General features: G+C 49.9%; 24 protein-coding genes. All 24 read left to right on the forward strand.

Annotated elements, in window-relative coordinates; all coding sequences use genetic code 11:
• Positions 1-16 precede the first annotated feature (16 nt).
• The 24 genes from ACFSUC_RS15050 (at position 17) to trpA (ending at position 21,783) form a co-directional block, all read left to right on the forward strand.
• On the forward strand, positions 17-373 hold the full coding sequence (locus tag ACFSUC_RS15050; protein WP_379930447.1) for a 2Fe-2S iron-sulfur cluster-binding protein: 357 nt from the start codon (positions 17-19) through the stop codon (positions 371-373).
• Positions 370-1,110, forward strand: coding sequence for a hypothetical protein (locus tag ACFSUC_RS15055; protein ID WP_379930448.1), 741 nt, complete (start codon positions 370-372; stop codon positions 1,108-1,110). The genes ACFSUC_RS15050 and ACFSUC_RS15055 overlap by 4 nt, the downstream gene beginning before the upstream one ends.
• 314 nt (positions 1,111-1,424) lie before the next feature.
• The gene (spoIVA, locus tag ACFSUC_RS15060; RefSeq protein ID WP_379930449.1) at positions 1,425-2,903 is read left to right on the forward strand and encodes a stage IV sporulation protein A; all 1,479 of its coding nucleotides are present in this window, start codon (positions 1,425-1,427) and stop codon (positions 2,901-2,903) included.
• A 175-nt stretch (positions 2,904-3,078) separates the two neighbouring features.
• Positions 3,079-3,351, forward strand: a complete 273-nt coding sequence (locus ACFSUC_RS15065) for an HU family DNA-binding protein (RefSeq protein ID WP_379930450.1) — start codon at positions 3,079-3,081, stop codon at positions 3,349-3,351.
• Positions 3,352-3,572: 221 nt separating this feature from the next.
• A complete protein-coding gene (gene mtrB / locus ACFSUC_RS15070; protein ID WP_379930451.1) occupies positions 3,573-3,809 on the forward strand; it encodes a trp RNA-binding attenuation protein MtrB in 237 nt (78 codons plus the stop codon).
• 135 nt (positions 3,810-3,944) lie between these two features.
• Complete coding sequence (locus ACFSUC_RS15075) at positions 3,945-4,457, forward strand: hypothetical protein (RefSeq protein WP_379930452.1); 513 nt, start codon at positions 3,945-3,947, stop codon at positions 4,455-4,457.
• Between the two features lie 119 nt (positions 4,458-4,576).
• Positions 4,577-5,425 carry a heptaprenyl diphosphate synthase component 1 gene (locus ACFSUC_RS15080; protein WP_379930453.1) on the forward strand — a complete coding sequence of 283 codons (849 nt, stop codon included), beginning with the start codon at positions 4,577-4,579 and terminating at the stop codon, positions 5,423-5,425.
• Between the two features lie 38 nt (positions 5,426-5,463).
• A complete protein-coding gene (locus ACFSUC_RS15085; RefSeq protein ID WP_379930454.1) occupies positions 5,464-6,201 on the forward strand; it encodes a demethylmenaquinone methyltransferase in 738 nt (245 codons plus the stop codon).
• The gene (locus tag ACFSUC_RS15090; protein ID WP_379930455.1) at positions 6,195-7,067 is read left to right on the forward strand and encodes a UbiA-like polyprenyltransferase; all 873 of its coding nucleotides are present in this window, start codon (positions 6,195-6,197) and stop codon (positions 7,065-7,067) included. The genes ACFSUC_RS15085 and ACFSUC_RS15090 overlap by 7 nt, the downstream gene beginning before the upstream one ends.
• Positions 7,064-7,684 (forward strand): UbiX family flavin prenyltransferase, encoded by a 621-nt coding sequence (locus ACFSUC_RS15095; RefSeq protein ID WP_379930456.1) that lies wholly within the window; start codon positions 7,064-7,066, stop codon positions 7,682-7,684. The genes ACFSUC_RS15090 and ACFSUC_RS15095 overlap by 4 nt, the downstream gene beginning before the upstream one ends.
• Complete coding sequence (locus ACFSUC_RS15100) at positions 7,671-8,522, forward strand: menaquinone biosynthesis protein (protein WP_379930457.1); 852 nt, start codon at positions 7,671-7,673, stop codon at positions 8,520-8,522. Before ACFSUC_RS15095 ends, ACFSUC_RS15100 begins: the two co-directional genes overlap by 14 nt.
• Before the next feature lie 7 nt (positions 8,523-8,529).
• Positions 8,530-9,504 (forward strand): heptaprenyl diphosphate synthase component II, encoded by a 975-nt coding sequence (gene hepT, locus ACFSUC_RS15105; protein WP_379930458.1) that lies wholly within the window; start codon positions 8,530-8,532, stop codon positions 9,502-9,504.
• A gap of 59 nt (positions 9,505-9,563) precedes the next feature.
• The gene (gene ndk, locus ACFSUC_RS15110) at positions 9,564-10,007 is read left to right on the forward strand and encodes a nucleoside-diphosphate kinase (RefSeq protein ID WP_379930459.1); all 444 of its coding nucleotides are present in this window, start codon (positions 9,564-9,566) and stop codon (positions 10,005-10,007) included.
• A 478-nt stretch (positions 10,008-10,485) separates the two neighbouring features.
• Positions 10,486-11,304 carry a CheR family methyltransferase gene (locus ACFSUC_RS15115; protein ID WP_379930460.1) on the forward strand — a complete coding sequence of 273 codons (819 nt, stop codon included), beginning with the start codon at positions 10,486-10,488 and terminating at the stop codon, positions 11,302-11,304.
• Positions 11,305-11,367: 63 nt separating this feature from the next.
• Positions 11,368-11,607 (forward strand): hypothetical protein, encoded by a 240-nt coding sequence (locus ACFSUC_RS15120; RefSeq protein ID WP_379930461.1) that lies wholly within the window; start codon positions 11,368-11,370, stop codon positions 11,605-11,607.
• Between the two features lie 217 nt (positions 11,608-11,824).
• Positions 11,825-13,003: a chorismate synthase gene (aroC, locus tag ACFSUC_RS15125; protein WP_379930462.1), complete on the forward strand. Its 1,179-nt coding sequence runs from the start codon at positions 11,825-11,827 to the stop codon at positions 13,001-13,003.
• A gap of 1 nt (position 13,004) precedes the next feature.
• Complete coding sequence (aroB, locus tag ACFSUC_RS15130; protein WP_379930463.1) at positions 13,005-14,099, forward strand: 3-dehydroquinate synthase; 1,095 nt, start codon at positions 13,005-13,007, stop codon at positions 14,097-14,099.
• 4 nt (positions 14,100-14,103) lie between these two features.
• On the forward strand, positions 14,104-14,472 hold the full coding sequence (gene aroH / locus ACFSUC_RS15135) for a chorismate mutase (RefSeq protein ID WP_379930464.1): 369 nt from the start codon (positions 14,104-14,106) through the stop codon (positions 14,470-14,472).
• 1,183 nt (positions 14,473-15,655) lie between these two features.
• The gene (trpE, locus tag ACFSUC_RS15140) at positions 15,656-17,200 is read left to right on the forward strand and encodes an anthranilate synthase component I (RefSeq protein ID WP_379930465.1); all 1,545 of its coding nucleotides are present in this window, start codon (positions 15,656-15,658) and stop codon (positions 17,198-17,200) included.
• Between the two features lie 56 nt (positions 17,201-17,256).
• Complete coding sequence (trpD, locus tag ACFSUC_RS15145; protein WP_379930975.1) at positions 17,257-18,255, forward strand: anthranilate phosphoribosyltransferase; 999 nt, start codon at positions 17,257-17,259, stop codon at positions 18,253-18,255.
• Positions 18,245-19,054, forward strand: coding sequence for an indole-3-glycerol phosphate synthase TrpC (gene trpC / locus ACFSUC_RS15150; protein ID WP_379930466.1), 810 nt, complete (start codon positions 18,245-18,247; stop codon positions 19,052-19,054). The genes trpD and trpC overlap by 11 nt, the downstream gene beginning before the upstream one ends.
• The gene (locus tag ACFSUC_RS15155) at positions 19,051-19,788 is read left to right on the forward strand and encodes a phosphoribosylanthranilate isomerase (RefSeq protein WP_379930467.1); all 738 of its coding nucleotides are present in this window, start codon (positions 19,051-19,053) and stop codon (positions 19,786-19,788) included. The genes trpC and ACFSUC_RS15155 overlap by 4 nt, the downstream gene beginning before the upstream one ends.
• Entirely contained in the window at positions 19,772-20,968 is a 1,197-nt protein-coding gene (gene trpB / locus ACFSUC_RS15160) for a tryptophan synthase subunit beta (RefSeq protein ID WP_379930468.1), read from the forward strand. The genes ACFSUC_RS15155 and trpB overlap by 17 nt, the downstream gene beginning before the upstream one ends.
• Positions 20,965-21,783 carry a tryptophan synthase subunit alpha gene (trpA, locus tag ACFSUC_RS15165; protein WP_379930469.1) on the forward strand — a complete coding sequence of 273 codons (819 nt, stop codon included), beginning with the start codon at positions 20,965-20,967 and terminating at the stop codon, positions 21,781-21,783. Before trpB ends, trpA begins: the two co-directional genes overlap by 4 nt.
• Positions 21,784-21,849 lie beyond the last annotated feature (66 nt).

Here is a 21,849-nt window from a genome sequence, read left to right on the forward strand (position 1 = left end):
GGGAAGGAGCGAGAAAATGGTTAAGGTTGTGTTTCAGGACGGAGATCGAAGATCATCCGTTGAGGTTAAGCCAGGCACGAACCTGTTGCAAGCTGCTCGAAAAGCAAAGGTTCCCATTAAGACACGTTGTGAGGGAAACGCTGCGTGCTTGATGTGCAAGGTGAAAGCCGATGACCCGTCAGGTCTGGTGCAGCCGAATGAAAAAGAAAAACGAAAGCTGGATGGCGCGATCGAGCAGGGGATACGCCTGGCTTGTCAGGCCGTGGTGAACGGAGATGCCGTCGTTTCTTTGCCTGAAGATCCGTTGAAAGCGGCTGTCAGAGCCAAGCTGGAAGCTTTGAAACGCAAGCAAGAAGGAGAGGATTTGTGGTGAGTCGTTCCGTAAGAAAAAGCATCGCGATGCTAGCATGCCTTTTCCTGATAGGGGTTCTCACTACCGGATGCATGTATCCGGACAGTCAGCGAAAACAGCCGTACAGGCCCAGCCTTGAATCGATTGCCATCGTACAGATTGCAGTGGATCAATTTCAGGAGAGAACCGGTGTGCTTCCCATTAAAAACAGCGAGTCAGACACGCCGTTTTATGAAAAATATATCATTGATTTCAAGAAGTTGATCGGACCGTACTTGAGCGAACCGCCGTCCAACGCTTTTGAAAATGGTGGTTCTGATTATTATGTTCTCGTGGATGTGGAAAAGGACCCTACCGTTAAGCTGATGAGCCTCGTGGCCATTCAAAAAGTGAATGATGTGCAGCGAGCGGTTGATGATTACGCTCTGTCCCATCCAGGTGAATGGCCATTGCTGAATCCGGCTCATTCCCAAGGATGGTTCACCCTGGATTATGGCAAACTGTCCGTGAAGGAACCGGACATTCCCAGCTTCTATTCCCCTCAATCGCTTCAACTTCTGATTCATGAAGAGCAGGGTCATGTCGTGATCGACTATGCTTCGGACCTGATGGCTATCATTCAGAAAAAAGGCATCGAAACCTTTGAAGCCGAAGGAGATATCAGAGCGTTGTTGATTGAGGATCACCCGTATGTACCGGTCAAGTCGTTTCCGTATGAATGGAACGATCAGCAACCCGTGCTGTTGAAAGAAAGATAATGAGCGCCATTCGTGCAACATCATAGTTGCATGAACTGCATGGCCTGCCAGGCTGTTTCCTGTCATTGAACGGGGAGCAGCCTTTTTTTGTTTCTATTGATTTAATCATGTTGCGAGCATGTATGAACAGGAAGGATGAAACGCTTCGGATGGTGCTCATAAATGAGGATGGACTGCATATATTGGTAAAAACAATGAACGACAAGGAGGTAAGTCCTGTTTTCTATTCAATTGATCAGGAGCAGTCATAATCACGGTATCTGTACATATATTGTTACTAGTCCAAATGAATGTACGAGTTAGGAGGGTTTCTCTTGGAAAAAGTAGATATTTTCAAGGATATTGCAGAACGTACAGGCGGTGATATCTATCTCGGCGTAGTGGGAGCGGTACGTACTGGTAAATCCACATTTATTAAACGATTCATGGAGACCGTTGTCCTCCCGAATATTGTGAATGAGGCGGACCGCCAGCGCGCAAAGGATGAGCTGCCTCAAAGTGCAGCAGGCAAGACGATTATGACAACGGAGCCCAAATTTGTACCGAATCATGCGGTGAAGATCAGTGTGTCCGAAGGACTGGAAGTCAATGTCCGGATGGTTGATTGTGTGGGCTATGCAGTTGAGGGAGCAAAGGGATACGAAGATGAGAACGGACCGAGAATGATCAATACCCCTTGGTTTGATGAGCCGATTCCCTTTCAGGAAGCCGCTGAAATTGGCACCCGAAAAGTAATCCAGGAGCATTCCACATTGGGTGTCGTCGTTACCACGGACGGTTCCATTGCAGAGATTCCGCGCTACTCTTATGTAGAATCGGAAGAACGGGTTATTGCAGAGCTGAAGGAAGTCGGAAAGCCATTTATTCTGATCGTCAATTCCCTGGAGCCTAGAGGATCTCAGGCCCAGCAGCTGCGCGCTGAACTGGCAGAGAAGTATGATATTCCGGTCGTGGCGATGAGTGTCGCCGATATGAATGAAAATGATATGATGTCCGTGCTGCGCGAAGTGCTGTATGAGTTCCCGGTTCATGAGGTCAATGTAAACCTTCCGAGCTGGGTCATGGTCCTGGAAGAGAAACACTGGCTACGTCAGGAATTTGAATATTCTGTTCGCGATACGGTGCAGGACATTCGCAGATTGCGGGATGTCAACGGACTGGTGGATGGCTTCCTGGAATACGAGTTTATCCAACGGGCCGCACTGGCCGGCATGGACATGGGTCAAGGGGTAGCGGAGATTGATCTGTATGCACCCGACGAGCTGTATGATCAGATCCTGATGGAAGTGGTCGGGGTAGAGATTCGGGGCAAAGACCATCTGCTACAGCTTATGCAGGAATTCAGTATTGCCAAACGGGAATATGACCGATTCGCGGATGCGCTTGAAATGGTGAAGCAAACCGGATACGGAATTGCAGCTCCGCCTCTGGAAGACATGAGCTTGGATGAGCCGCAACTGATTCGTCAAGGCTCCCGATTCGGAGTTAGACTCAAAGCGACGGCCCCGTCCATTCATATGATTCGTGTGGATGTGGAGTCCGAATTTGCGCCGATTATCGGTACCGAGAAACAAAGTGAAGAACTGGTCCGCTATCTGATGCAAGACTTCGAGGATAACCCAACAAAGATCTGGGAATCAGATATTTTCGGTCGCTCCCTTCATGCCATCGTGAGAGAAGGAATATCCGGAAAAATCGCGATGATGCCGGACAATGCGAGATATAAGCTTCAGGAGACACTGGGCCGGATTATAAACGAAGGCTCAGGTGGTCTGATCGCGATCATTTTGTAGATTCACACGTATATACCATCTACATCATCCCAAGCCCTTTTTGGTCTGTCTTCGGACACCAGGAAGGGCTGTTTCCTGTGTGAATGAGGAGTCATGCAAGGCGAAAAGGTATAGAATGACGGGAATTGGGCACAAAGAATGATAACGGTGCGTGAAGCCGGGAGGAGGTGAGGTCATGAACAAGACGGATTTGATCAATCATGTGGCAGAAGTGGCAGAATTGCAGAAGAAAGAGGCAACCAGGGCAGTCGATGCGGTGTTTGACTCCATTGCAGAAGCGCTTCGCAACGGCGAAAAAGTCCAGCTCGTAGGTTTTGGCAATTTTGAGGTGCGGGAACGTGCGGCACGCAAAGGACGCAATCCTCAAACAGGTGAGGAAATTGATATCGCCGCAAGCAAGGTCCCTGCGTTTAAACCGGGGAAGGCCTTGAAAGAAGGCATTAACTAATTTATTTTGCATAAACGGATACACGACATTCACTACACGACATTTCACCTGTGATGGAATCGCCGCTCCGGTTCAGTGATCGAACTGAGCGGCGATTTTTAGCGGCTGTTACCCGCCCGGCGGGCCGCTCAGGGGGGAAGATCTATTTCGCTTTAGTTTGCTTGCGAAGGCAATCCAGTATACAATAGAGCCAACAAAGCAAGCAGAGAGAGGGGATCAGGATGGATTCAACCCAACATGATTATTTTGTAGTCAAGGCGAAAGAGAACGGGGTGCATGTCATCGGCTTGACGCGCGGGCATGATACGAAATTTCATCATACGGAAAAACTGGACAAAAATGAAGTGATGTTCGCCCAGTTCACGGAGCATACGTCAGCGGTGAAAGTAAGAGGCAACGCGACGATTTACACGAAATATGGTGTCATTGAAACGAATGAAAAAGACGAATCCTCTTAAAATCGGCAGGCATAGCTTGCCGGTTTTTTTTGTACATATGATAGAAGAGACCCTACAAATGAGATGATGAAAAAGCAGGTTGAAGATTGGGAAATGAGTGATTAACAGATTGGGTACAACTGTGAGGTGATCGCAATGAGAAGTATCAGATTAAAGCCTTTCATATGGTGGGCCTTGCCTGCTCTCCTGTTCATCTTGTGCTCACTTGTGTATACAGGCTGGTTCCAGCAGGATGTGCAGCCGGAATTGTCCTCCCGGCAGTTCTCAGAGGAAACGCTGGTTGATCAACTGCTCGCGCTGCGACTGGATGAGCGGATTCATCGTGTCAGCTGGCATTATGACATTCTCTCGATCGATTTCCAGATTGGGGAGAGCGAGCAAGCGATGGCTTCGGTGCTGGAGGATATCGGCGAGATCGGCGATTTTGCTTTCTCCGAAACGGACAACATCAAGCAGATTCTCGTTAGGGTGCTGTCCGCGCCTTCTGCCAAGAACCTGCTGCTCGCTATCGATGCACAGCGCAGCAATTGGATGGTAGTGAATCGCAATCAGACAAGCACCCAGCTGTGGCTTAAACAATTGCAGCAACAGAGTAAAATGACGATGACCCGGCAAGCTGTGGATCGCTATCAACTGTTGCAGTCCTAGGATTTGAAGGTTTCATGACGATCATCGCCCGTCTGTGCGCTTTGGATGGGGATATGTTATAATAGCAAGGATATAGATACTGATTCGCATCGGCGCACAGGGAAGATCGGAGGAACAGAATGAAATCGGTAATCAACACCGCCAACAAATATATGAAGCATGACATGATTGAACAACACACGGAGCTTCCCGAATTTCCCCATATCCGCAGTCAATTGCTCTATACCTGTTTACGGCACGAGGTGCCGGAGCGGGAAGAGTTGTTCACACTGGCTGCATCGCTCGTTCAGATGGGATTGGATACACACGATATGGTGGAGCTGGAGCAAGGCAAAAACATGCAGGAAATGAGAGCCAAGCAATTGAAGGTGCTTGCAGGAGATTACTTCAGCAGCCGCTTCTATCAGGTACTGTCTTCGGCGGGGCAGATTGAGACAGTCCGGCAGCTCTCCTCTGCGATATGTGAAGTGAATCGCCTCAAAATCAATTTCTACCAAAAACTAAAGCAACTCACCCTTACAGCTGAAGATTATTTGAACCATTCTGTTCAAATTCGAAGTCAGCTGTATTTATCATTTGCCGGCTGCTTCTCGTCCAAGTTGCGCAACAGCTGGCAGGATATCGTCACGGGCCTGTCGCGGCTGGAACTCCTTCAGCATGAAATTCATACGCACACACCGTATGTGATGCAAACGAGAAGCTACGGCTATTGGAAGCTGAAGGAAATGGCTTCTGAGCAGGATTGGCGGCAAGCGGAAGAGGAAGAGTCTGATCCTTCACAGGCCGCGCTGAGACTGACGAACAAATATCCGTTGCTGTCCTGCTTGCAGGATCAGGTGACGCATTACTGGAATGAAGTGAATGAGAAGGTAAAACAACTGGAGCCGGGTGCACTGGTATCCGATATTCAGAAGCTTGGGCAGCAGTTGCTGCAAGTCCAGCCACGCAGACATACCCAAGCACAATAAAGTGACTCATCAAGAGAACCTGGGAGAGGTGACCAACAATGGACGCAAATCAGAAAGAGCAGCATGTCCATTCTGTCTTTCAGAAGATAGCTCCAAAATATGACCTGATGAATTCTGTTTTGAGCTTTCGAAGACATAAAGCATGGCGCAAGTTTACAATGAAGAAGATGAATGTTCAGCCTGGCGATACCTGTATCGATCTATGCTGTGGCACCTGTGACTGGACCATCAGCACGGCTACGGCCAGTCAAACGGGCAAGGTGATCGGCCTTGATTTCAGTCAGAATATGCTGGATATGGGTCAGAAAAAACTGGACAAGCTGGGCCTTTCCAATCAGGTTCAGCTTATTCAGGGAAATGCCATGGAGCTGCCATATGAGGATCATGCGTTTGATTACGCGACCATCGGTTTCGGGCTGCGAAATGTCCCGGACCTGAAGCAGGTGCTTCAGGAGATGTCACGCGTCGTAAAGCCGGGTGGCATGGTTGTTTGCTTGGAGTTATCCAAACCGACCTGGCAGCCATTCAAAGGCTTGTATTATTTTTATTTTGAACGGATTTTGCCGCTGCTCGGCAAGCTTTTTGCGAAAAGCTATGAGCAGTACAAATGGCTTCCTGAATCATTGGCAGCCTTTCCCGATCACAAGCAACTCGCTGATATCTTCCGGGAGATCGGTCTGCAGGACGTTCAAGTCTATCCGCTGACTGGCGGCATTGCTGCCCTCCATATCGGCATCAAGAAACAGCGGGCGGATAAAGGGGAAGTAGAATGCTGAGAAAAATCAATATCTTTTTGGAAATGATCAAGTTTGAACACACGATCTTTGCGCTTCCCTTTGCGTATATGGGTGCGGTGCTTGGTTCGGTTGTCGTGCATGATGCGCTGCCCTCCTGGCCCGAGATCGGCTGGATTACGCTGGCGATGATCGGTGCCAGAAGTGCGGCCATGGGTCTGAATCGGCTGATTGATCGTGTGTTTGACGGGAAGAATCCCCGAACGGCGATGCGTGCGATTCCGGCAGGTCTGCTGTCAGCCAAGGAAGTCATTGTCTTCATCGTGCTTTCATTTATCTTATTGTTTGCCGCGGCTTCCCAGTTGAACTTGCTTGCCATGCAACTGCTTCCGGTTGCCGTTTTCTTTCTCGTTTTCTATTCCTATACGAAACGCTTTACGTGGCTGTGCCATGTTTTTTTGGGATTGACGATTGGACTGGCTCCATTAGGCGGCTGGGTAGCCGTAACCGGGAGCATCGATGGGATCGCCTTGATCTTTTATCTTTCCGTATCCCTTTGGACAGCGGGATTTGACGTTATCTATGCCTGTCAGGACACGGAATTCGATCAGGAGGAAGGCCTGCATTCCATTCCGAGTCGGTTCGGAGTTGCCAAGGCTCTCTGGATTGCCAAGGTGTTTCATATTCTGACCGCAGTAGGGTTCATCAGTTTGCTGGCTGTCACTCAGTTGAGCTGGTTTTATTTAATCGGGACCTTGATTGCGCTGGCACTGCTGTATTATGAGCACAGTTTGGTCAAGCCTTATGATCTTTCCAAGCTGAATACCGCATTTTTCACGATGAACGGTGTCCTCAGCGTTGTCGTTTTTGTTTTTACATTGATTGACCTGGTGGTGTGGACGCGATGAATACACAGAAAGTTTCAGAAGGCTGGATTGTGGGGATGACCGGAGCAAGCGGGGCAATCTACGGTGTGACGCTCGTTCAGGAATTGCTGAAAGCAGGAATCCGGGTACATCTCTTGATTACGGAAGCGGGATGGCGGGTATTGAAGGAAGAGCTGGCCTGGCCCGTCCATGATCGAAAGGGTTGTCTGGAGCGTCATTTTGGTGGCTTGCCCGCATCCTATACCCATTATCCCATTCAGGATATTGGAGCGGGAATTGCAAGCGGTTCGTTCCGGACGGAAGGAATGGTCATTGCGCCCTGCTCCATGGGAACCCTGGCCAATATTAGTCATGGCATCTCTGCCAATCTGATGCAGCGCAGTGCAGATGTGATGCTCAAGGAACGCAGACCCCTGATTCTCGTTCCGAGAGAAACACCGCTTCATGCCATACATCTGGAAAATATGTTGAAATGTACGCAGGCCGGTGCCGTTATTCTGCCAGCCATGCCTGGTTATTATCATCTTCCGCAATCCTTAGAAGAACTGGTCCGTTTTCTGGTCGGAAAAATAATGGATGCGATGGGCATACATCATGAAATATACCGTAGGTGGGGAGACAGTCATGACAACGAGTGAGCAACCCTTGCGTATCGGGAAAATCAATTACACCAACGTGTGGCCGATATTTCAGCATTTTCCCTATGAGTTTTTTGAGGATGAAATCGAAGTGGTGGAACAGGTTCCGACCGAGTTGAATGAGGCGATGGCGAGGGGAACGATTGATGTCGGTCCTATTTCATCGTTTTCCTTCGCTCAGCACGCCGATCAGTATGTGCTGTTTCCAGACCTGTCTGTATCCGCCCATGATCGGGTTCATTCCATCCTGCTTTTCACCAAGAAGCCCTTACAGCAGCTGGACGGGTGTCCTGTCGCTCTGCCTACCACGTCAGCGACCTCGGTCCATTTGCTTAAAATGATCCTGGAGCGATTTGTAGGCGTTCAACCGACCTACTTTTACGCACAGCCCGATTTGGAAACAATGATGAACACAGCCGATGCAGCTTTGCTCATTGGGGATGATGCGATTCGCTCTTCCTGGAAGCAGACGGGCTACGAGGTACTGGACCTAGCGGAGCAATGGCACCGTTATACGGGCAAGTGGATGACCTTTGCCGTCTGGGCTGTTCGCAAGGAAGCTGCTAGCCGCATGCCGGAAACGATGGCGCGGATTTTTCATGGCTTCCAGTCGAGCAAGGAAATGAGCACGCGTTTTCCCGAAGATGTCATCGCGGCCGCCATGCGAGAAATTGGCGGTACCCGTACGTATTGGCAACAATACTTTCAACATTTGTGTTATGATTTTCAGGAGGAGCAGTTTGACGGATTGCAGCATTACTTCGCTTTGGCGAAAGAGATGGGCTATCTGCAACATGCTGTTTCCCCCAAATTTTGGAACAATAAATCGTTCGTATAGGTGACGCATGAAACTAATTGATATGTACGCCAGATTAAAATCGGATATCCATTATATTGAGAAAGAGCTGGAGGCCCAGATTCGAAACGAGCACAGAATGCTCAATGACGCCTCGCTGCATTTGCTTAAGGCCGGCGGCAAACGAATACGTCCTGTATTTGTGCTGCTGGCTGCTGAATTTGGTGATTATGATATGGAGAGGCTGAAGTATGTGGCCGTTCCCCTGGAACTGATACATATGGCTACGCTCGTCCACGATGATGTCATTGATGATGCAGAGACGAGACGCGGCAAGCTTACTGTAAAATCGAAATGGGACAATCGCATTGCGATGTATACAGGAGACTACATTTTTGCCAAGGCTCTGCACATGGTGACAGAACTGGAAGAGGTGGAGATCCACCAGATTCTCTCCAAAGCGATCGTCGAGATGTGCATTGGCGAAATGGAGCAGATCCGACTGTTTTTCCATACCGAACAAAGCATTTATGATTATTTATTGCGGATTCGACGTAAAACAGCCTTGCTGATCGCGATCAGCTGTCAGCTCGGTGCCATTGCAGCGGGCGCGCCAAGAGATACCGTGCGTCGCATGTACAGATTTGGCTATAATGTGGGTATGGCCTTTCAGATTCGTGATGATGTTCTCGATCTGTGTGGAACAGAGAAAGAAATCGGCAAGCCGCCGGGCAGCGATATCCGGCAAGGCAATATTACCTTACCCGTTCTGTATGCCTTGCAGGACGAGGCGGTAAGACCACAATTGCTTGAAGAAATCGCCCGCATTCAATCCAATCCGGATCAGCGAGAGATTACCGCATTTCTGAATTTGTTGAATCAGACAGACGGAGTGGAACGAGCGGAAGCGCTCTCATCCAGGTACATACAAAAAGCCATCTCTGCACTAGACCCTCTGCCTGCACGTAAAGCGAAAAAGAATTTGATTGATATCGCATACTTTGTGGGAAATCGATCACATTAACGTTTTCACGCATGTGCTAAGATGTGTCTGACAATAGATATACAAGGAGGCGTTTTTCCGTGGAGAGAACATTTCTGATGGTGAAGCCAGATGGTGTGCAACGAGGACTGATGGGAGAGGTTATCGCTCGCTTTGAGCGGAAAGGATTCAAAATGATCGGCTGTAAATTCGCGCAAGCGACAGAGGAGCAGGCAGCCTTTCATTATGCCGAGCACAAGGAGAAGCCTTTCTTTCAGGAACTGGTTGACTTTATTACCTCTGGCCCCGTATTGGCCATGGTATGGGAAGGTGATGACATCATCCAGCTTTCCCGAACGGTAATCGGGAAAACAAAGGTGCATGAGGCGATGCCTGGTACCATTCGTGGTGATTTCGCCCTGCATACCAATCGAAATGTGATTCATGGTTCCGACTCTGCCGAGAGTGCCGAAAGAGAAATCTCCAATTTCTTTAGTGAAGCGGAGCTGGCGAATTACAAGAAGCTGATCCACGCCTGGATGTAGCGTTAATGATGATATGGGAAGCGAGATGCTTGCACGTACGTTGTGCAAGCTTTCCTTTTCTCATGATAGGTTCCCACTTCTTCTTTCTTTCTCGATCTCTTACTCATCAGCCTTTTATTTATCCTGCTTTCACTTATCCTGCTTTCATTTTTCATGCTTTCATTTTTCTTTCCTTCTCTTTACAACCCTTCACTTCTTCTCTTTTTTCTCTTTTTTTGTCCGCTGCTTGTTTGTCACTCCCTTCACTTTCATCACTCATTTTTCTTCATTCACGAAGTCTGCTCATGAGACGATGCACACGCTTCTCGCGCTTTATCCGACATGCTTGTTCCATTTTCCTGTATGGGTTGTGGCTGAACATGCCGGTTTGCTGAAATGTTGTCTCCTCTTGTCGATTTCAGCAGGAATATGCGATATAGCGGGCGAATAATAGAGAGTGCTAGAGACCAAGAAAGACGAGCAGACTGGAGTGAACGCTATGGGGAATCAAAGTTTTGCAGGTCAACATCAAAGTGAAGATGTCAGGGATCAGGATTTTTTCACGTTTATACAGCAAATGAAGAAACTGACTTCCATCGATCTTTCTCAGTATAAGGAAGCGCAGATGAAGCGCAGATTGACAACATTGCGTATAAAAAGAGGATATGACACCTTCGGGGCTTATTTTCAGGCCATCAAGCAGGATACAGAGCTGTTGAATGAATTTTTGGACCGGATGACGATCAATGTTTCGGAATTTTGGCGCAATCCGAACCGCTGGATGGTATTGAAGGATGTATTCTTGCCAGCTATGCTGAAGGAAAATCCTCGCCTGAAATGCTGGAGTGCCGCTTGTTCGACTGGAGAAGAGCCTTATACACTGGCCATGATTCTCGCTGAGCTGAAAGGACTTCAATCCTCGCAAATTATCGCTTCCGATCTGGATCAGATGGTCTTGAACAAGGCGATGCAGGGGTTATATCCGGAGCGTTCCTTACGAGATGTACCGCCTGAATTCAAACGTACATATTTTAAAGAACAGATACCGCTTTTCAAAGTCGACGATCAATTGAAGAAACATATCAAGTTTGAAAAGATGGACCTGCTGCATGATGCATACGGCAGTCAGTATGATCTGATTATTTGTCGGAATGTGATGATTTACTTTACAGAAGAAGCGAAGCACAAGATGTATATGAATTTTTCAAAAGCACTCAAACCCGGGGGCATCCTGTTCGTGGGCAGCACCGAGCAAATCTTCTCTCCTGCACAATATAACCTGGATTCAGTAGAAACCTTCTTTTATCGCAAAAAGTAATGTGTATATGGACTACCATTGTTTGCAATACTGTGAATAGGTGCAAAAGTGGAGGTCATGACAATGGATAAAAGACAGGTGATACAAGCTTATAAACGGGGTCTGATCACCATTCAGGAATGCGCGCAAATACTGGGCATGCAGCCGGTTCATTTGTATGGCATGATGGAGGATGGGCAGACCATGCTGAACAAGACGGCGAAACAGGCAGATGGTGAATCCACAGTCAGCCAAGAACGCTCCCTGGATGCGGAATGGCAACGGGAGAACAGAAAGCTGCGTCAGCAATCTGTGAACAGCTGAGGTGGATAGAGAGCAGGCAAGAGCTGCGGGTGCTGATCACGCAGCTCTTTTTTTGCGTGAGGGACAACAGGTCGAATCTATCGGCTTCGCTACAGGTTCTTGATAAAAGCGAAAAGCTATACTATAATTAGCACATATCGAATGAGAACGCACCAAAGCGTTAAAGCGTAAAAATCTTAAGGTTCAGCGCTAGATTGCCCAGAGGCAGAGGAAACGGATGGAGGGAAAGGCATTGAGATATTTAACAGCCGGGGAAACCCATGGACCACAGCTTACTGCAATTATTGAAGGAATGCCAAGCAATGTGTCCATTAACTTTGAAGAATTGAATCATCAGATGCGTCGCAGACAAAAGGGGTATGGAAGAGGACGGCGCATGCAGATAGAACAGGATACAGCCAACATCGTGGGTGGTGTGCGTCACGGAAAGACAACGGGTGCGCCAATTGCGCTGATTGTGGAGAACAAGGACTGGACCCACTGGACGAAGATTATGAACATCGAGCCGATTGAAGGAACGGATGAAGAGCGTCGCCGTGTGCACAGACCTCGTCCGGGCCATGCGGATCTGAACGGTGGAATCAAGTACAATCAGACGGATCTTCGTAATATTCTGGAGCGTTCCAGTGCTCGGGAAACGGCTGCGAGAGTGGCTGTCGGTGCCGTGGCGAAACAGCTGCTGTCAGCGTTCGGCATCAAGGTGGCCGGTCAGGTATTGCGCATCGGAGAAGTCGAAGCGAAGCGGGTGGAGTTGCCGATTGATGAATTGATCGAGACGACAGAAGCCTCTCCGGTACGGGTCGTAGACAAAGATGCCGAAGCGAAGATGATCGCTCATATTGACGAAATGAAGCAGGAGGGCGATTCCATCGGTGGCATCGTGGAATGTATCGTGGAAGGTGCGCCGGTTGGACTTGGCAGTCACGTACAATGGGATCGCAAGCTGGATGGCCGGATTGCACAGGCTGTCGTTTCCATTAACGCATTCAAAGGCTGTGAGATTGGCATCGGATTTGAGGCTTCCAAGCTGAGAGGCTCCAAAGTACATGACGAAATTCTGCATACCGAAGAAAAGGGCTATCATCGTGCTTCGAATAATGCAGGAGGATTTGAAGGCGGGATGACAACGGGAGAGCCGATTGTCGTACGCGGTGTGATGAAGCCAATCCCGACTCTGTACAAACCACTGCGAAGTGTAGATATCGATACGAAGGAACCATTTACGGCTCAGGTTGAACGTTCTGATGCTTGTGCGGTTCCAGCTGCCAGCGTCGTGTTAGAGCATGTAGTAGCCTGGGAGGTTGCTTGTGCATTCCTGGAGAAATTTGGCGGAGATTCCATGGAGGAAACACGCCGCAATTATGAAAGCTACCTTGCTCAAGTGGAGCAGTATTAGTATGAGAGAATTGTGGATCGAACTGGGAGAGCGTTCATATCCGATTATCATTGGGGACGGTTTGCTGAATCGTCTCCCTCAGGCTTTGTCAGATAGAGGCATGGGAACGGATGGCGATCTGTTCATCATTACCGATGAAAATATTGCCCCCCACTATCTGTCCGGTCTGGAAGCGGCCTTGAAGGAACAAGGGTATACCGTGAACAGCTTTGTCGTCCCGGGTGGAGAAAGCTCAAAATCTCTAAAGTGGTATGAAAACATCATGACCGAGGCCATTCAGCTTGGACTGGATCGTAAGTCTGTAGTCATCGCGCTAGGTGGTGGTGTAGTGGGTGATCTGGCCGGATTTGTGGCTGCTACGTATATGCGCGGCGTTCGATTTGTGCAAGTGCCGACCACGATTCTTGCCCATGACAGCAGTGTAGGGGGGAAAGTCGCGGTCAACCATCCATTGGCGAAAAACATGATCGGCGCCTTTCATCAGCCTGAGCTGGTGCTCTATGATACGGCAACGCTGTTGACGCTGTCTGACCGTGAAATTCGCTCGGGGCTGGCCGAAGTGATCAAGCATGGACTCATCTGGGATGAAGCATTTCTAAACTGGTGCGATGAACATGCAGACGCCTTGCTGAAGTTGGATGCAGAATCGTTGTCTTATGCCCTCTACAGAGGGTGTGAAGTGAAGGCAAGCGTTGTTTCGCAGGATGAGAAGGAAGCCGGACTGCGTGCCATTCTGAATCTTGGACATACGATCGGTCATGCGCTTGAAGCTGTGGCAGGCTACGGCGAATTGCTGCACGGAGAAGCGATTTCCATCGGCATGGTGGGATCAGCAAGGCTTGCAGAAGAGCTCGGATATCCGGCAACAATCGTGGAACGAACGCAGTCGATCCTTGAGCGTTACGGACTTCCGGTTCGGATTCCGAAGCATCTGGATACGGATGCGATTATGGCAGCGATGATGCGTGACAAGAAATTCAAATCGGGTCAAATGAACTTTGTCGTTCCCGTTGAGATTGGCAAGGTTGAGATTCAGACGGGTATATCTCCGACCTTAGTACGCAGCATCGTGGATGACTTGAAGGGAGAGGTGTAACCGAATGTATGTGAGAGGGATACGAGGAGCAACGACGGTTGAACAAAACGAGGAGCAGCAGATCCTGTCTGCGACGATTGAATTGCTGCATGCGATTGTAGATGCCAACAAATTTGAACCCGAAGACATCAGCTGTGTATGGATTACGGTGACGGAAGAGCTGACGGCTACTTTCCCAGCCAGAGCGATCAGACAAATGTCAGGATGGGAAATGGTTCCGCTGATGTGTGCCTTGGAGATTCCGGTACAAAACAGTCTGAAAAACTGCATTCGCCTGATGGTGCAGGTCAATACGGAGAAAAAACAGCATGAAGTTCAACATATATATTTGAATGGAGCGAGAGCGCTTCGTCCGGATTTGGCTGGCTCATAGGAGCTCCGCAAAACCCCCTTCCCTTCTCTTGCGAAAAGCGCAAATGTCGGTCAGGGGGTTTTGCTCCGCTCAGGGTTGGTGGGGAGCTGCGTAAAAGCCGCTTCCCTTCTCTTGCGAAAAACGCAAATGTCGGTCAGGGTGTTTTGCTCCGCTCAGGGTTGGTGGGGAGCTGTGCAAAAGCCCCTTCCCTTCTCTTGCGGAAAACGCAAATGTCGGTCAGGGTGTTTTGCTTCGCTCAGGGTTGGTGGGGAGCTCCGCAAAACCCCCTTCCCTTCTCTTGCGAAAAGCGCAAATGTCGGTCAGGGTGTTTTGCTTCGCTCAGGGTTGGTGGGGGGAGCTGCGAAAAAGCCCCTTCGCTTCTCTTGCGGAAAACGCAAATGTCGGTCAAGGTGTTTTGCTCCGCTCTGGGGTTGTAGGGGGAGCTGTGCAAAAGCCCCTTCGCTTCTCTTGCGGAAAACGCAAATTTCGGTCAGGGATTTTTTGCTCCGCTCTGGGGTTGTAGGGAACTGCGTAAAACCCGCTTTCTTTTGCGGAAAACGCAAATGTCGGTCAGGGTGTTTTGCTCCGCTCAGGGGTTGTGGGGAGCTCCGCAAAACCCCCTTCCCTTCTCTTGCGAAAAACGCAAATGTCGGTCAGGGGGTTTTGCTCCGCTCAGGGGTTGGTGGGGGAAGCTCCGCAAAACCCCCTTCCCTTCTCTTGCGGAAAACGCAAATGTCGGTCAGGGGGTTTTGCTTCGCTCAGGGTTGGTGAGGGAGCTGCGCAAAAGCCCCTTCCCTTCTCTTGCGAAAAACGCAAATGTCGGTCAGGGGGTTTTGCTCCGCTCTGGGTAAAGGGATGTTGACGGTGGGGTGGAAATACGGTATAGTAGCCTCAATGAAGTGAACTTTATCGCATGGTCTGGGAGCAGACGATGGATAAGAACGTTTGAGATGAGCAGAGATTAGCGGAGCAGAGATGAGAAATGAGCGATGAGTCTTGTGAACATGAGGGATGCCCTTTTGTTGACGTTCAATTTTTCATATCTTCAACGAGCCTCTGCCATTTGCGGCAGGGGCTTTTTTTGGCACAGAAATGACACCGCTACGCTCACCCGTGATCGATTCTAATGTGAGCGTCGCATGAGAGAAGCATGAACTGTACGCCCATTTGTGAATGGTTGTGAATGGAAAGGAGAGAAACAAGTATGGTATCCCTGGCATTTGAAGACGTGTTGGCCTTGTCAGAGCATCATAATCTGATCCCGGTCAGCAAGAGTATTTTGGCAGATACAGAAACGCCCATCCGTTTGTTTCATCATATGCATGAAGAGGAATATTGCTTTTTGCTGGAAAGTGTAGAAGGGGGAATCAACTGGGCGAGGTATTCGTTCATTGGTACAAAGCCGTTTCTGCGCGTGCAGGGCAAAAACGGGGTGCTTGAAGTCATTGAAGGCGACAAGACCCATCGGCTGAAGGAGAAGCCGCTTGCGGCACTGAAGGAGATGCTTGCACGCTACCGCAGTCCGGATTTGCCGGATTTGCCAAGGTTTACAGGTGGTGCGGTCGGGTTTTTCGGCTATGATCTCGTGCAGTATTATGAGCAGCTTCCAAAGCATCGCGAGGACGATCTGCTGATGAATGACATTCAGTTTATGTTTTGTGATCAGGTGGTTGTCTTTGACCATCTCAAACAGCAGATCAAGGTGATCGCAAATGTACATGTTCCCGAAGGAGCAAGCATGGAACAGGTGCGCAAGGCTTACGATGAAACGCTTGAAGAGATTGATCAGGCGCTCCATCAATTGCAGCAGCCGGTACGGGTGGACTCCATGAATCGGAATGCACAGCAAGAAGTAGACCTGGGTGAACTGGCTTCCAATATGTCGAAGGATCAATATCTGAACAATGTCATTCAGGCAAAGGAATACATTCGGGCCGGAGATATCTTTCAGGTTGTGCTCTCCCAGCGGTTTGAAATGGATACAACGGCTTCTCCGCTACAAGTATACCGGGTGCTGAGAACGGTCAATCCGTCCCCCTATATGTATTATTTGAAAATGGGTGATGAGGTGCTGGTCGGATCTTCACCGGAGCTGCTCGTTCGTGTGGAAGACCACCAGGTACAGACTCGCCCAATCGCCGGAACGCGCCCTCGCGGACAAACGCCGGAAGAAGACACGGCGCTGGAAATAGAGTTGCTCGCTGACGAGAAGGAGCTTTCCGAGCATCTCATGCTGGTGGATCTCGGACGCAATGATATTGGCCGGGTTTCCAAATATGGCACGGTATCCTGCGATACGTACATGGAAGTAGAGCGCTATTCCCACGTGATGCACATTGTGTCTAATGTTTCGGGAGAACTGAGGGAAGACAAAGATTTCTTCGATGCGTTCATTTCCTGTCTCCCTGCAGGAACCGTTTCCGGAGCGCCCAAGATTCGGGCGATGGAAATCATTGCAGAACTGGAAGAACACGCTAGAGGCGCCTATGCAGGCGCAATCGGATATCTGGGATTCAATGGCAATCTGGATACGTGCATTACCATTCGCACGATCATTTTCAAACATGGCAAGGCGTATGTCCAGGCGGGTGCTGGCATCGTATGGGATTCTGTACCGGAAAACGAGTATCAGGAGACGGTGAACAAAGCGAAGGCACTGCTCACCTCCATTCGACTGGCGGAGCAATGGTTTCAAACCGCGCCAGAAACACCTGGTGAGGCTGTCACTGTCAATCAGGACTACCATTAAAAAATAGAGGGGGATGAAGGAAAGTGAAAGGGATTCAAGCATCATTGACTCAGTTAATGGAAGGTCGTAACCTTACCCGATCTGAAGCGCAACAGGTCATGTCTGCCTTGATGGAGGGCGAGGCTACACCCGCTCAGATCGGCAGCTTGCTTACACTGCTGCGCATGAAGGGCGAGACGATCGATGAGATTACGGGATTTGCCGAAGTCATGCGGGAAAAGTCAAAACGAGTACAAACGAGTCAGGAAGGGCTGCTCGATACATGCGGGACAGGTGGAGACGGAGCGGATACTTTCAATATTTCCACAGCTGCAGCGATTGTAGCTGCCTCCGGTGGCGTGCGTGTCGCCAAGCACGGCAATCGGGCCATGTCCAGCAAAAGCGGAAGTGCCGATGTGCTGGAAGCACTGGGCGTCAATATTCAGATCAACGAGGCGCAAGCCCAGCAGTGTCTGGAACAGGTAGGGATCTGCTTTATGTTTGCCCAAAATTATCATCAGTCCATGCGACACGCAGCGGGACCAAGAAGAGAGCTCGGTTTTCGAACGGTTTTCAATTTGCTTGGCCCTCTTACCAATCCGGCTGGGGCAGATCGCCAGTTAATGGGCGTGTATGACCGCAGCAAAACAGAAATAACCGCTTTTGTCCTGCGTGAGCTGGGGCTGAAACGTGCGCTGGTCGTATCCAGTCATGACGGACTGGATGAGATCAGTATTTCCGGACAAACGCAAATGACGGAGCTTGACGAAGGGACGATATCTACCTATCATATTGACCCGGATGCGCTCGGGTTAAAGGCTCATGACCTGAAGGATATTGCGGGCGGAGATGCCGCCGCCAATGCCGAGATCATTCGAGCCATCTTTCAGGGCAGTGAAGGAGCAGCTCGCGATGTGGTGCTTGCCAATGCAGGAGCGTGCTTCTATATATCAGGTCATGCAGGTACGTTGCAGGAAGGCGTGAAGAAAGCAGCCCGAACCATTGATGATGGGAAGGCGATGGAAAAGCTGGAGCAGCTTATTACGTGTACGAAGGAGTTAGGCCATGTTTCTTGATCGAATCGTTCAACACAAACTGCAAGAAGTCGAACATCTGAAAGCCACGCACACCATCGCACAACTGGAGGCGCAAAGCGAAGCAGTTAGTGCGCCCAGAGGATTTATTCACGCACTGACAGAAACACGCCATCGCCAGATGGGTCTGATCGCTGAAGTGAAGAAGGCTTCTCCGTCCAAAGGACTGATCCGGGAAGATTTTCATCCGGTTCAGCTTGCCCAAGCTTATGAAAAAGCGGGCGCAGATTGCATTTCTGTTCTGACCGATGTATCTTTTTTTCAGGGAGCGAATGCTTATCTGACTGAAATCAGAGAAGCGGTGCAGCTTCCACTTTTGCGCAAGGACTTTATCATTGATCCTGTTCAGGTTTACGAAGCCCGGGCGATCGGGGCTGACGCGATTCTCCTTATTGCGGCTATCCTGAGCAAGCAGGAGATGAAGGAATTGAAAGATCTGGCGGAAGCGATGAAGATGGACGTATTGGTAGAGGTACACAACCAGGCCGAACTGGAAACCGTCCTGGAACTGGATACGAAGCTGATTGGCATCAATAACCGCAATTTGCAAACCTTTGTCACCGATCTGCAGACGACGTCCGAACTGTCTAAGCTCATCCCGGCGGACCGCTGTATCATTAGCGAGAGCGGCATCTCGGCTCGGGAAGATATTGCGTATTTGCAGGAAAACGGTGCATCTGGCCTCTTAATTGGTGAACATTTCATGCGGCAGGGGGATGTTGAGACAGCCGTGACCGATTTGTTGGGTGACTGGACCGGCATGAACGGTGCACAGGCGTGAGGAAGGACAGAACGCCAGCAACGGCAGTTAAAATATGCGGATTTAAGGAACTGGAACATGTGAAGCAGGCGGCGAAGCTTGGCATCACGCAGATGGGTTTCATTTTTGCTCCTAGTAAACGGCAGGTTGAGGCCGAATTTGTGCGTCGCGCATCGCTGGAGCTCGATCAGCTTGTTGAACAGGATGCAAGCCAAGGAGAGCACACGAAACCGGAGCTGGTGGGTGTATTTGTGAATCCGGCCATGGATGAACTGAAACAGGTGATGCGTGAGATACAGCTGGATGTGATTCAATTGCACGGACAGGAATCACCATCGTTCTGCCAATCATGCAAAACGGCTTTCAAGGCGAAGGTTTGGAAGGTGTTCTCTCTGAAACGAAGTGAAGATTCAGCAGAGGAGCAGACGGAGCTTCGCCCGATAACCGTCCTGAAGCCCTATGCAGGTCTGATCGATGCGGTACTGCTTGATACCCATGATCCCGTGTACGGTGGAGGCAGCGGGAAGTCATTCAATTGGGAAATCATCCCGGAGTGGAAGGAAGCAGCCGAACAGATCGGGGTCCCCTTGTATGTAGCAGGCGGACTGGATGCAGAGAATGTCGTCGAATTGCTGGATACCTACGCGCCCCATGGGGTGGACATTTCCAGTGGTGTAGAGAGCAACGGCGTAAAGGATAACATGAAAATGACAGCATTTATGGAAAGGGTGAGAAGCATTGCAACAAGTTCCTGACGAACATGGACGATTTGGAAAGTTTGGCGGCAAATATGTACCAGAAACCTTGATGAATGCACTGCAGGAGTTGGAAGACGCTTATCGCACGCATCATGCGGACCCTTCCTTTCAGAAGGAATATCAGGATCTGCTGAAGCAATATTCCGGCAGGCCGACCTCTCTCTACTATGCGGAGCGGCTGACCAAGCATCTGGGTGGTGCGAAGATTTATCTGAAACGGGAAGATTTGAATCACACGGGTGCGCACAAGATCAACAATGCGATCGGACAGGCGCTGCTTGCCAAGCGCATGGGCAAGACAAAAGTTATCGCCGAGACTGGGGCAGGGCAGCATGGAGTGGCCACCGCTACCGTCGCTGCACTGCTTGGACTGGAATGCAAGGTATTTATGGGGGAAGAGGATACGAAGCGCCAAAAGTTGAACGTGTTTCGGATGCAGTTGCTTGGCGCAGAAGTGATCCCGGTTACCTCCGGTACGAAGACCTTGAAGGATGCCTGCAACGAAACACTTCGATACTGGGTCAGCCACGTAGAAGACACGTATTATATTCTCGGCTCTGCGACCGGCCCTCACCCATATCCGATGATGGTGCGGGATCTGCAACGCATTATCGGGGATGAGACCAGAAAGCAAATCCTGGAACTGGAAGGCCGTCTGCCGGATACGATTATCGCTTGTGTGGGCGGAGGCAGCAATGCCATGGGGATCTTCTATCCGTTTGTGGCTGATCAGGAAGTGGCGCTAATCGGGGTAGAAGCGGCAGGGAAAGGCGTCGAAACCAAAGAGCATGCAGCGACCCTGACGATGGGAAGTCCAGGTGTCTTCCAAGGCTCGCTCAGCTACTTGCTGCAGGACGAATTCGGGCAGGTGACCGAAGCACATTCCATTTCGGCGGGGCTGGATTATCCCGGTATCGGCCCGGAGCATGCGTATTTGAATGATGCGGGCAGAGCGAAATATGTCCCAGCCACCAATGATGAAGCGCTGGAGGCGCTGCAATTGCTTAGCAAAACAGAGGGGATTATTCCCGCTCTTGAAAGTTCTCATGCCATTGCGCACTGTATGAAACTCGCTCCCCAGCTGGATGAGAATCATATTATGGTTGTGAATCTGTCCGGTCGTGGTGACAAGGACGTGGAGTCCATCATGGCCTATCTCGGGGAGGATTTGGGATGAATCGAATCGATCAAACGTTTGAGAAACTGAAGTCAGAAGGGCGTACGGCGTATATTCCTTTTGTCACGATGGGCGATCCAAACCTGGACACCTCTATCGATATTTTGGCCGCACTGGAGAGAGCAGGTGCCGATATCGTAGAGTTGGGTGTTCCGTATTCGGACCCGCTTGCAGATGGGCCTGTGATTCAGAGAGCCTCCCAGCGCGCCCTGTCCAATGGCATCTCCATCCGGGATATTATACAATCTGCCAGTCGTGCCAGAGAGCGCGGCATTCAGCTGCCCTTTATTCTGTTTACTTACTATAATCCGGTATTGCAGTTTGGTCTGGAGAATTTCTTTCAGGCGCTGCAGGAGCATGATATTAGCGGGATGATCATTCCAGACTTGCCTTATGAGGAAAATCAGGAGGTCAGCGAGCTCGCAGAAACGTATGATATCCATCTCATCCCGCTCGTTGCGCCCACTTCAAAAGAGCGGATCACCAAAATTGCTTCCAAAGCGAAGGGATTCGTCTACTGTGTGTCTTCCCTCGGTGTAACCGGAGAGCGAAGCGCCTTTCATAATGAGATTGATACCTTTATGGATACGGTCAAACAGGCAGCCAAGGTGCCTGTTGCGGTCGGATTCGGCATTTCGTCCCGGGAGCAATATGAACAGATGGCAGAGCGCAGCGACGGTGTGATTGTCGGCAGTGCTATCGTGCGAACGATTGAAGAGAATGTACCTCTGCTGCTGAATGACGAGACCAGGCAGCAGGGATTGAATCAGATTGAGCAATTTGTGGCTTCCTTGAAAGGGGAATCTGCGAAATAATCTGACATGGGAGTTAGATGATGAAGAAACCGCCACTGAAAGCTGTCTTCGACAGGTCACTCAGAG

The sequence above is a fragment of the Marinicrinis sediminis genome (assembly GCF_042685085.1).
In the GTDB taxonomy this organism is placed as follows: domain Bacteria; phylum Bacillota; class Bacilli; order Paenibacillales; family KCTC-33676; genus Marinicrinis; species Marinicrinis sediminis.

Excerpts from the sequence above, each read along its gene's own strand:
- trpA (WP_379930469.1), top strand. The coding sequence starts at position 20,965 with ATGAATCGAATCGATCAAACGTTTGAGAAACTGAAGTCAGAAGGGCGT.
- trpE (WP_379930465.1), top strand. The coding sequence starts at position 15,656 with ATGGTATCCCTGGCATTTGAAGACGTGTTGGCCTTGTCAGAGCATCAT.
- trpC (WP_379930466.1), top strand. The coding sequence starts at position 18,245 with ATGTTTCTTGATCGAATCGTTCAACACAAACTGCAAGAAGTCGAACAT.
- ACFSUC_RS15085 (WP_379930454.1), top strand. The coding sequence starts at position 5,464 with ATGGACGCAAATCAGAAAGAGCAGCATGTCCATTCTGTCTTTCAGAAG.
- ACFSUC_RS15115 (WP_379930460.1), top strand. The coding sequence starts at position 10,486 with ATGGGGAATCAAAGTTTTGCAGGTCAACATCAAAGTGAAGATGTCAGG.
- aroC (WP_379930462.1), top strand. The coding sequence starts at position 11,825 with ATGGAGGGAAAGGCATTGAGATATTTAACAGCCGGGGAAACCCATGGA.
- trpD (WP_379930975.1), top strand. The coding sequence starts at position 17,257 with ATGGAAGGTCGTAACCTTACCCGATCTGAAGCGCAACAGGTCATGTCT.
- ACFSUC_RS15100 (WP_379930457.1), top strand. The coding sequence starts at position 7,671 with ATGACAACGAGTGAGCAACCCTTGCGTATCGGGAAAATCAATTACACC.
- mtrB (WP_379930451.1), top strand. The coding sequence starts at position 3,573 with ATGGATTCAACCCAACATGATTATTTTGTAGTCAAGGCGAAAGAGAAC.
- aroB (WP_379930463.1), top strand. The coding sequence starts at position 13,005 with ATGAGAGAATTGTGGATCGAACTGGGAGAGCGTTCATATCCGATTATC.
- ACFSUC_RS15120 (WP_379930461.1), top strand. The coding sequence starts at position 11,368 with ATGGATAAAAGACAGGTGATACAAGCTTATAAACGGGGTCTGATCACC.
- ACFSUC_RS15095 (WP_379930456.1), top strand. The coding sequence starts at position 7,064 with ATGAATACACAGAAAGTTTCAGAAGGCTGGATTGTGGGGATGACCGGA.
- ACFSUC_RS15065 (WP_379930450.1), top strand. The coding sequence starts at position 3,079 with ATGAACAAGACGGATTTGATCAATCATGTGGCAGAAGTGGCAGAATTG.
- ACFSUC_RS15090 (WP_379930455.1), top strand. The coding sequence starts at position 6,195 with ATGCTGAGAAAAATCAATATCTTTTTGGAAATGATCAAGTTTGAACAC.
- ACFSUC_RS15075 (WP_379930452.1), top strand. The coding sequence starts at position 3,945 with ATGAGAAGTATCAGATTAAAGCCTTTCATATGGTGGGCCTTGCCTGCT.
- ACFSUC_RS15080 (WP_379930453.1), top strand. The coding sequence starts at position 4,577 with ATGAAATCGGTAATCAACACCGCCAACAAATATATGAAGCATGACATG.
- hepT (WP_379930458.1), top strand. The coding sequence starts at position 8,530 with ATGAAACTAATTGATATGTACGCCAGATTAAAATCGGATATCCATTAT.
- aroH (WP_379930464.1), top strand. The coding sequence starts at position 14,104 with ATGTATGTGAGAGGGATACGAGGAGCAACGACGGTTGAACAAAACGAG.
- ACFSUC_RS15050 (WP_379930447.1), top strand. The coding sequence starts at position 17 with ATGGTTAAGGTTGTGTTTCAGGACGGAGATCGAAGATCATCCGTTGAG.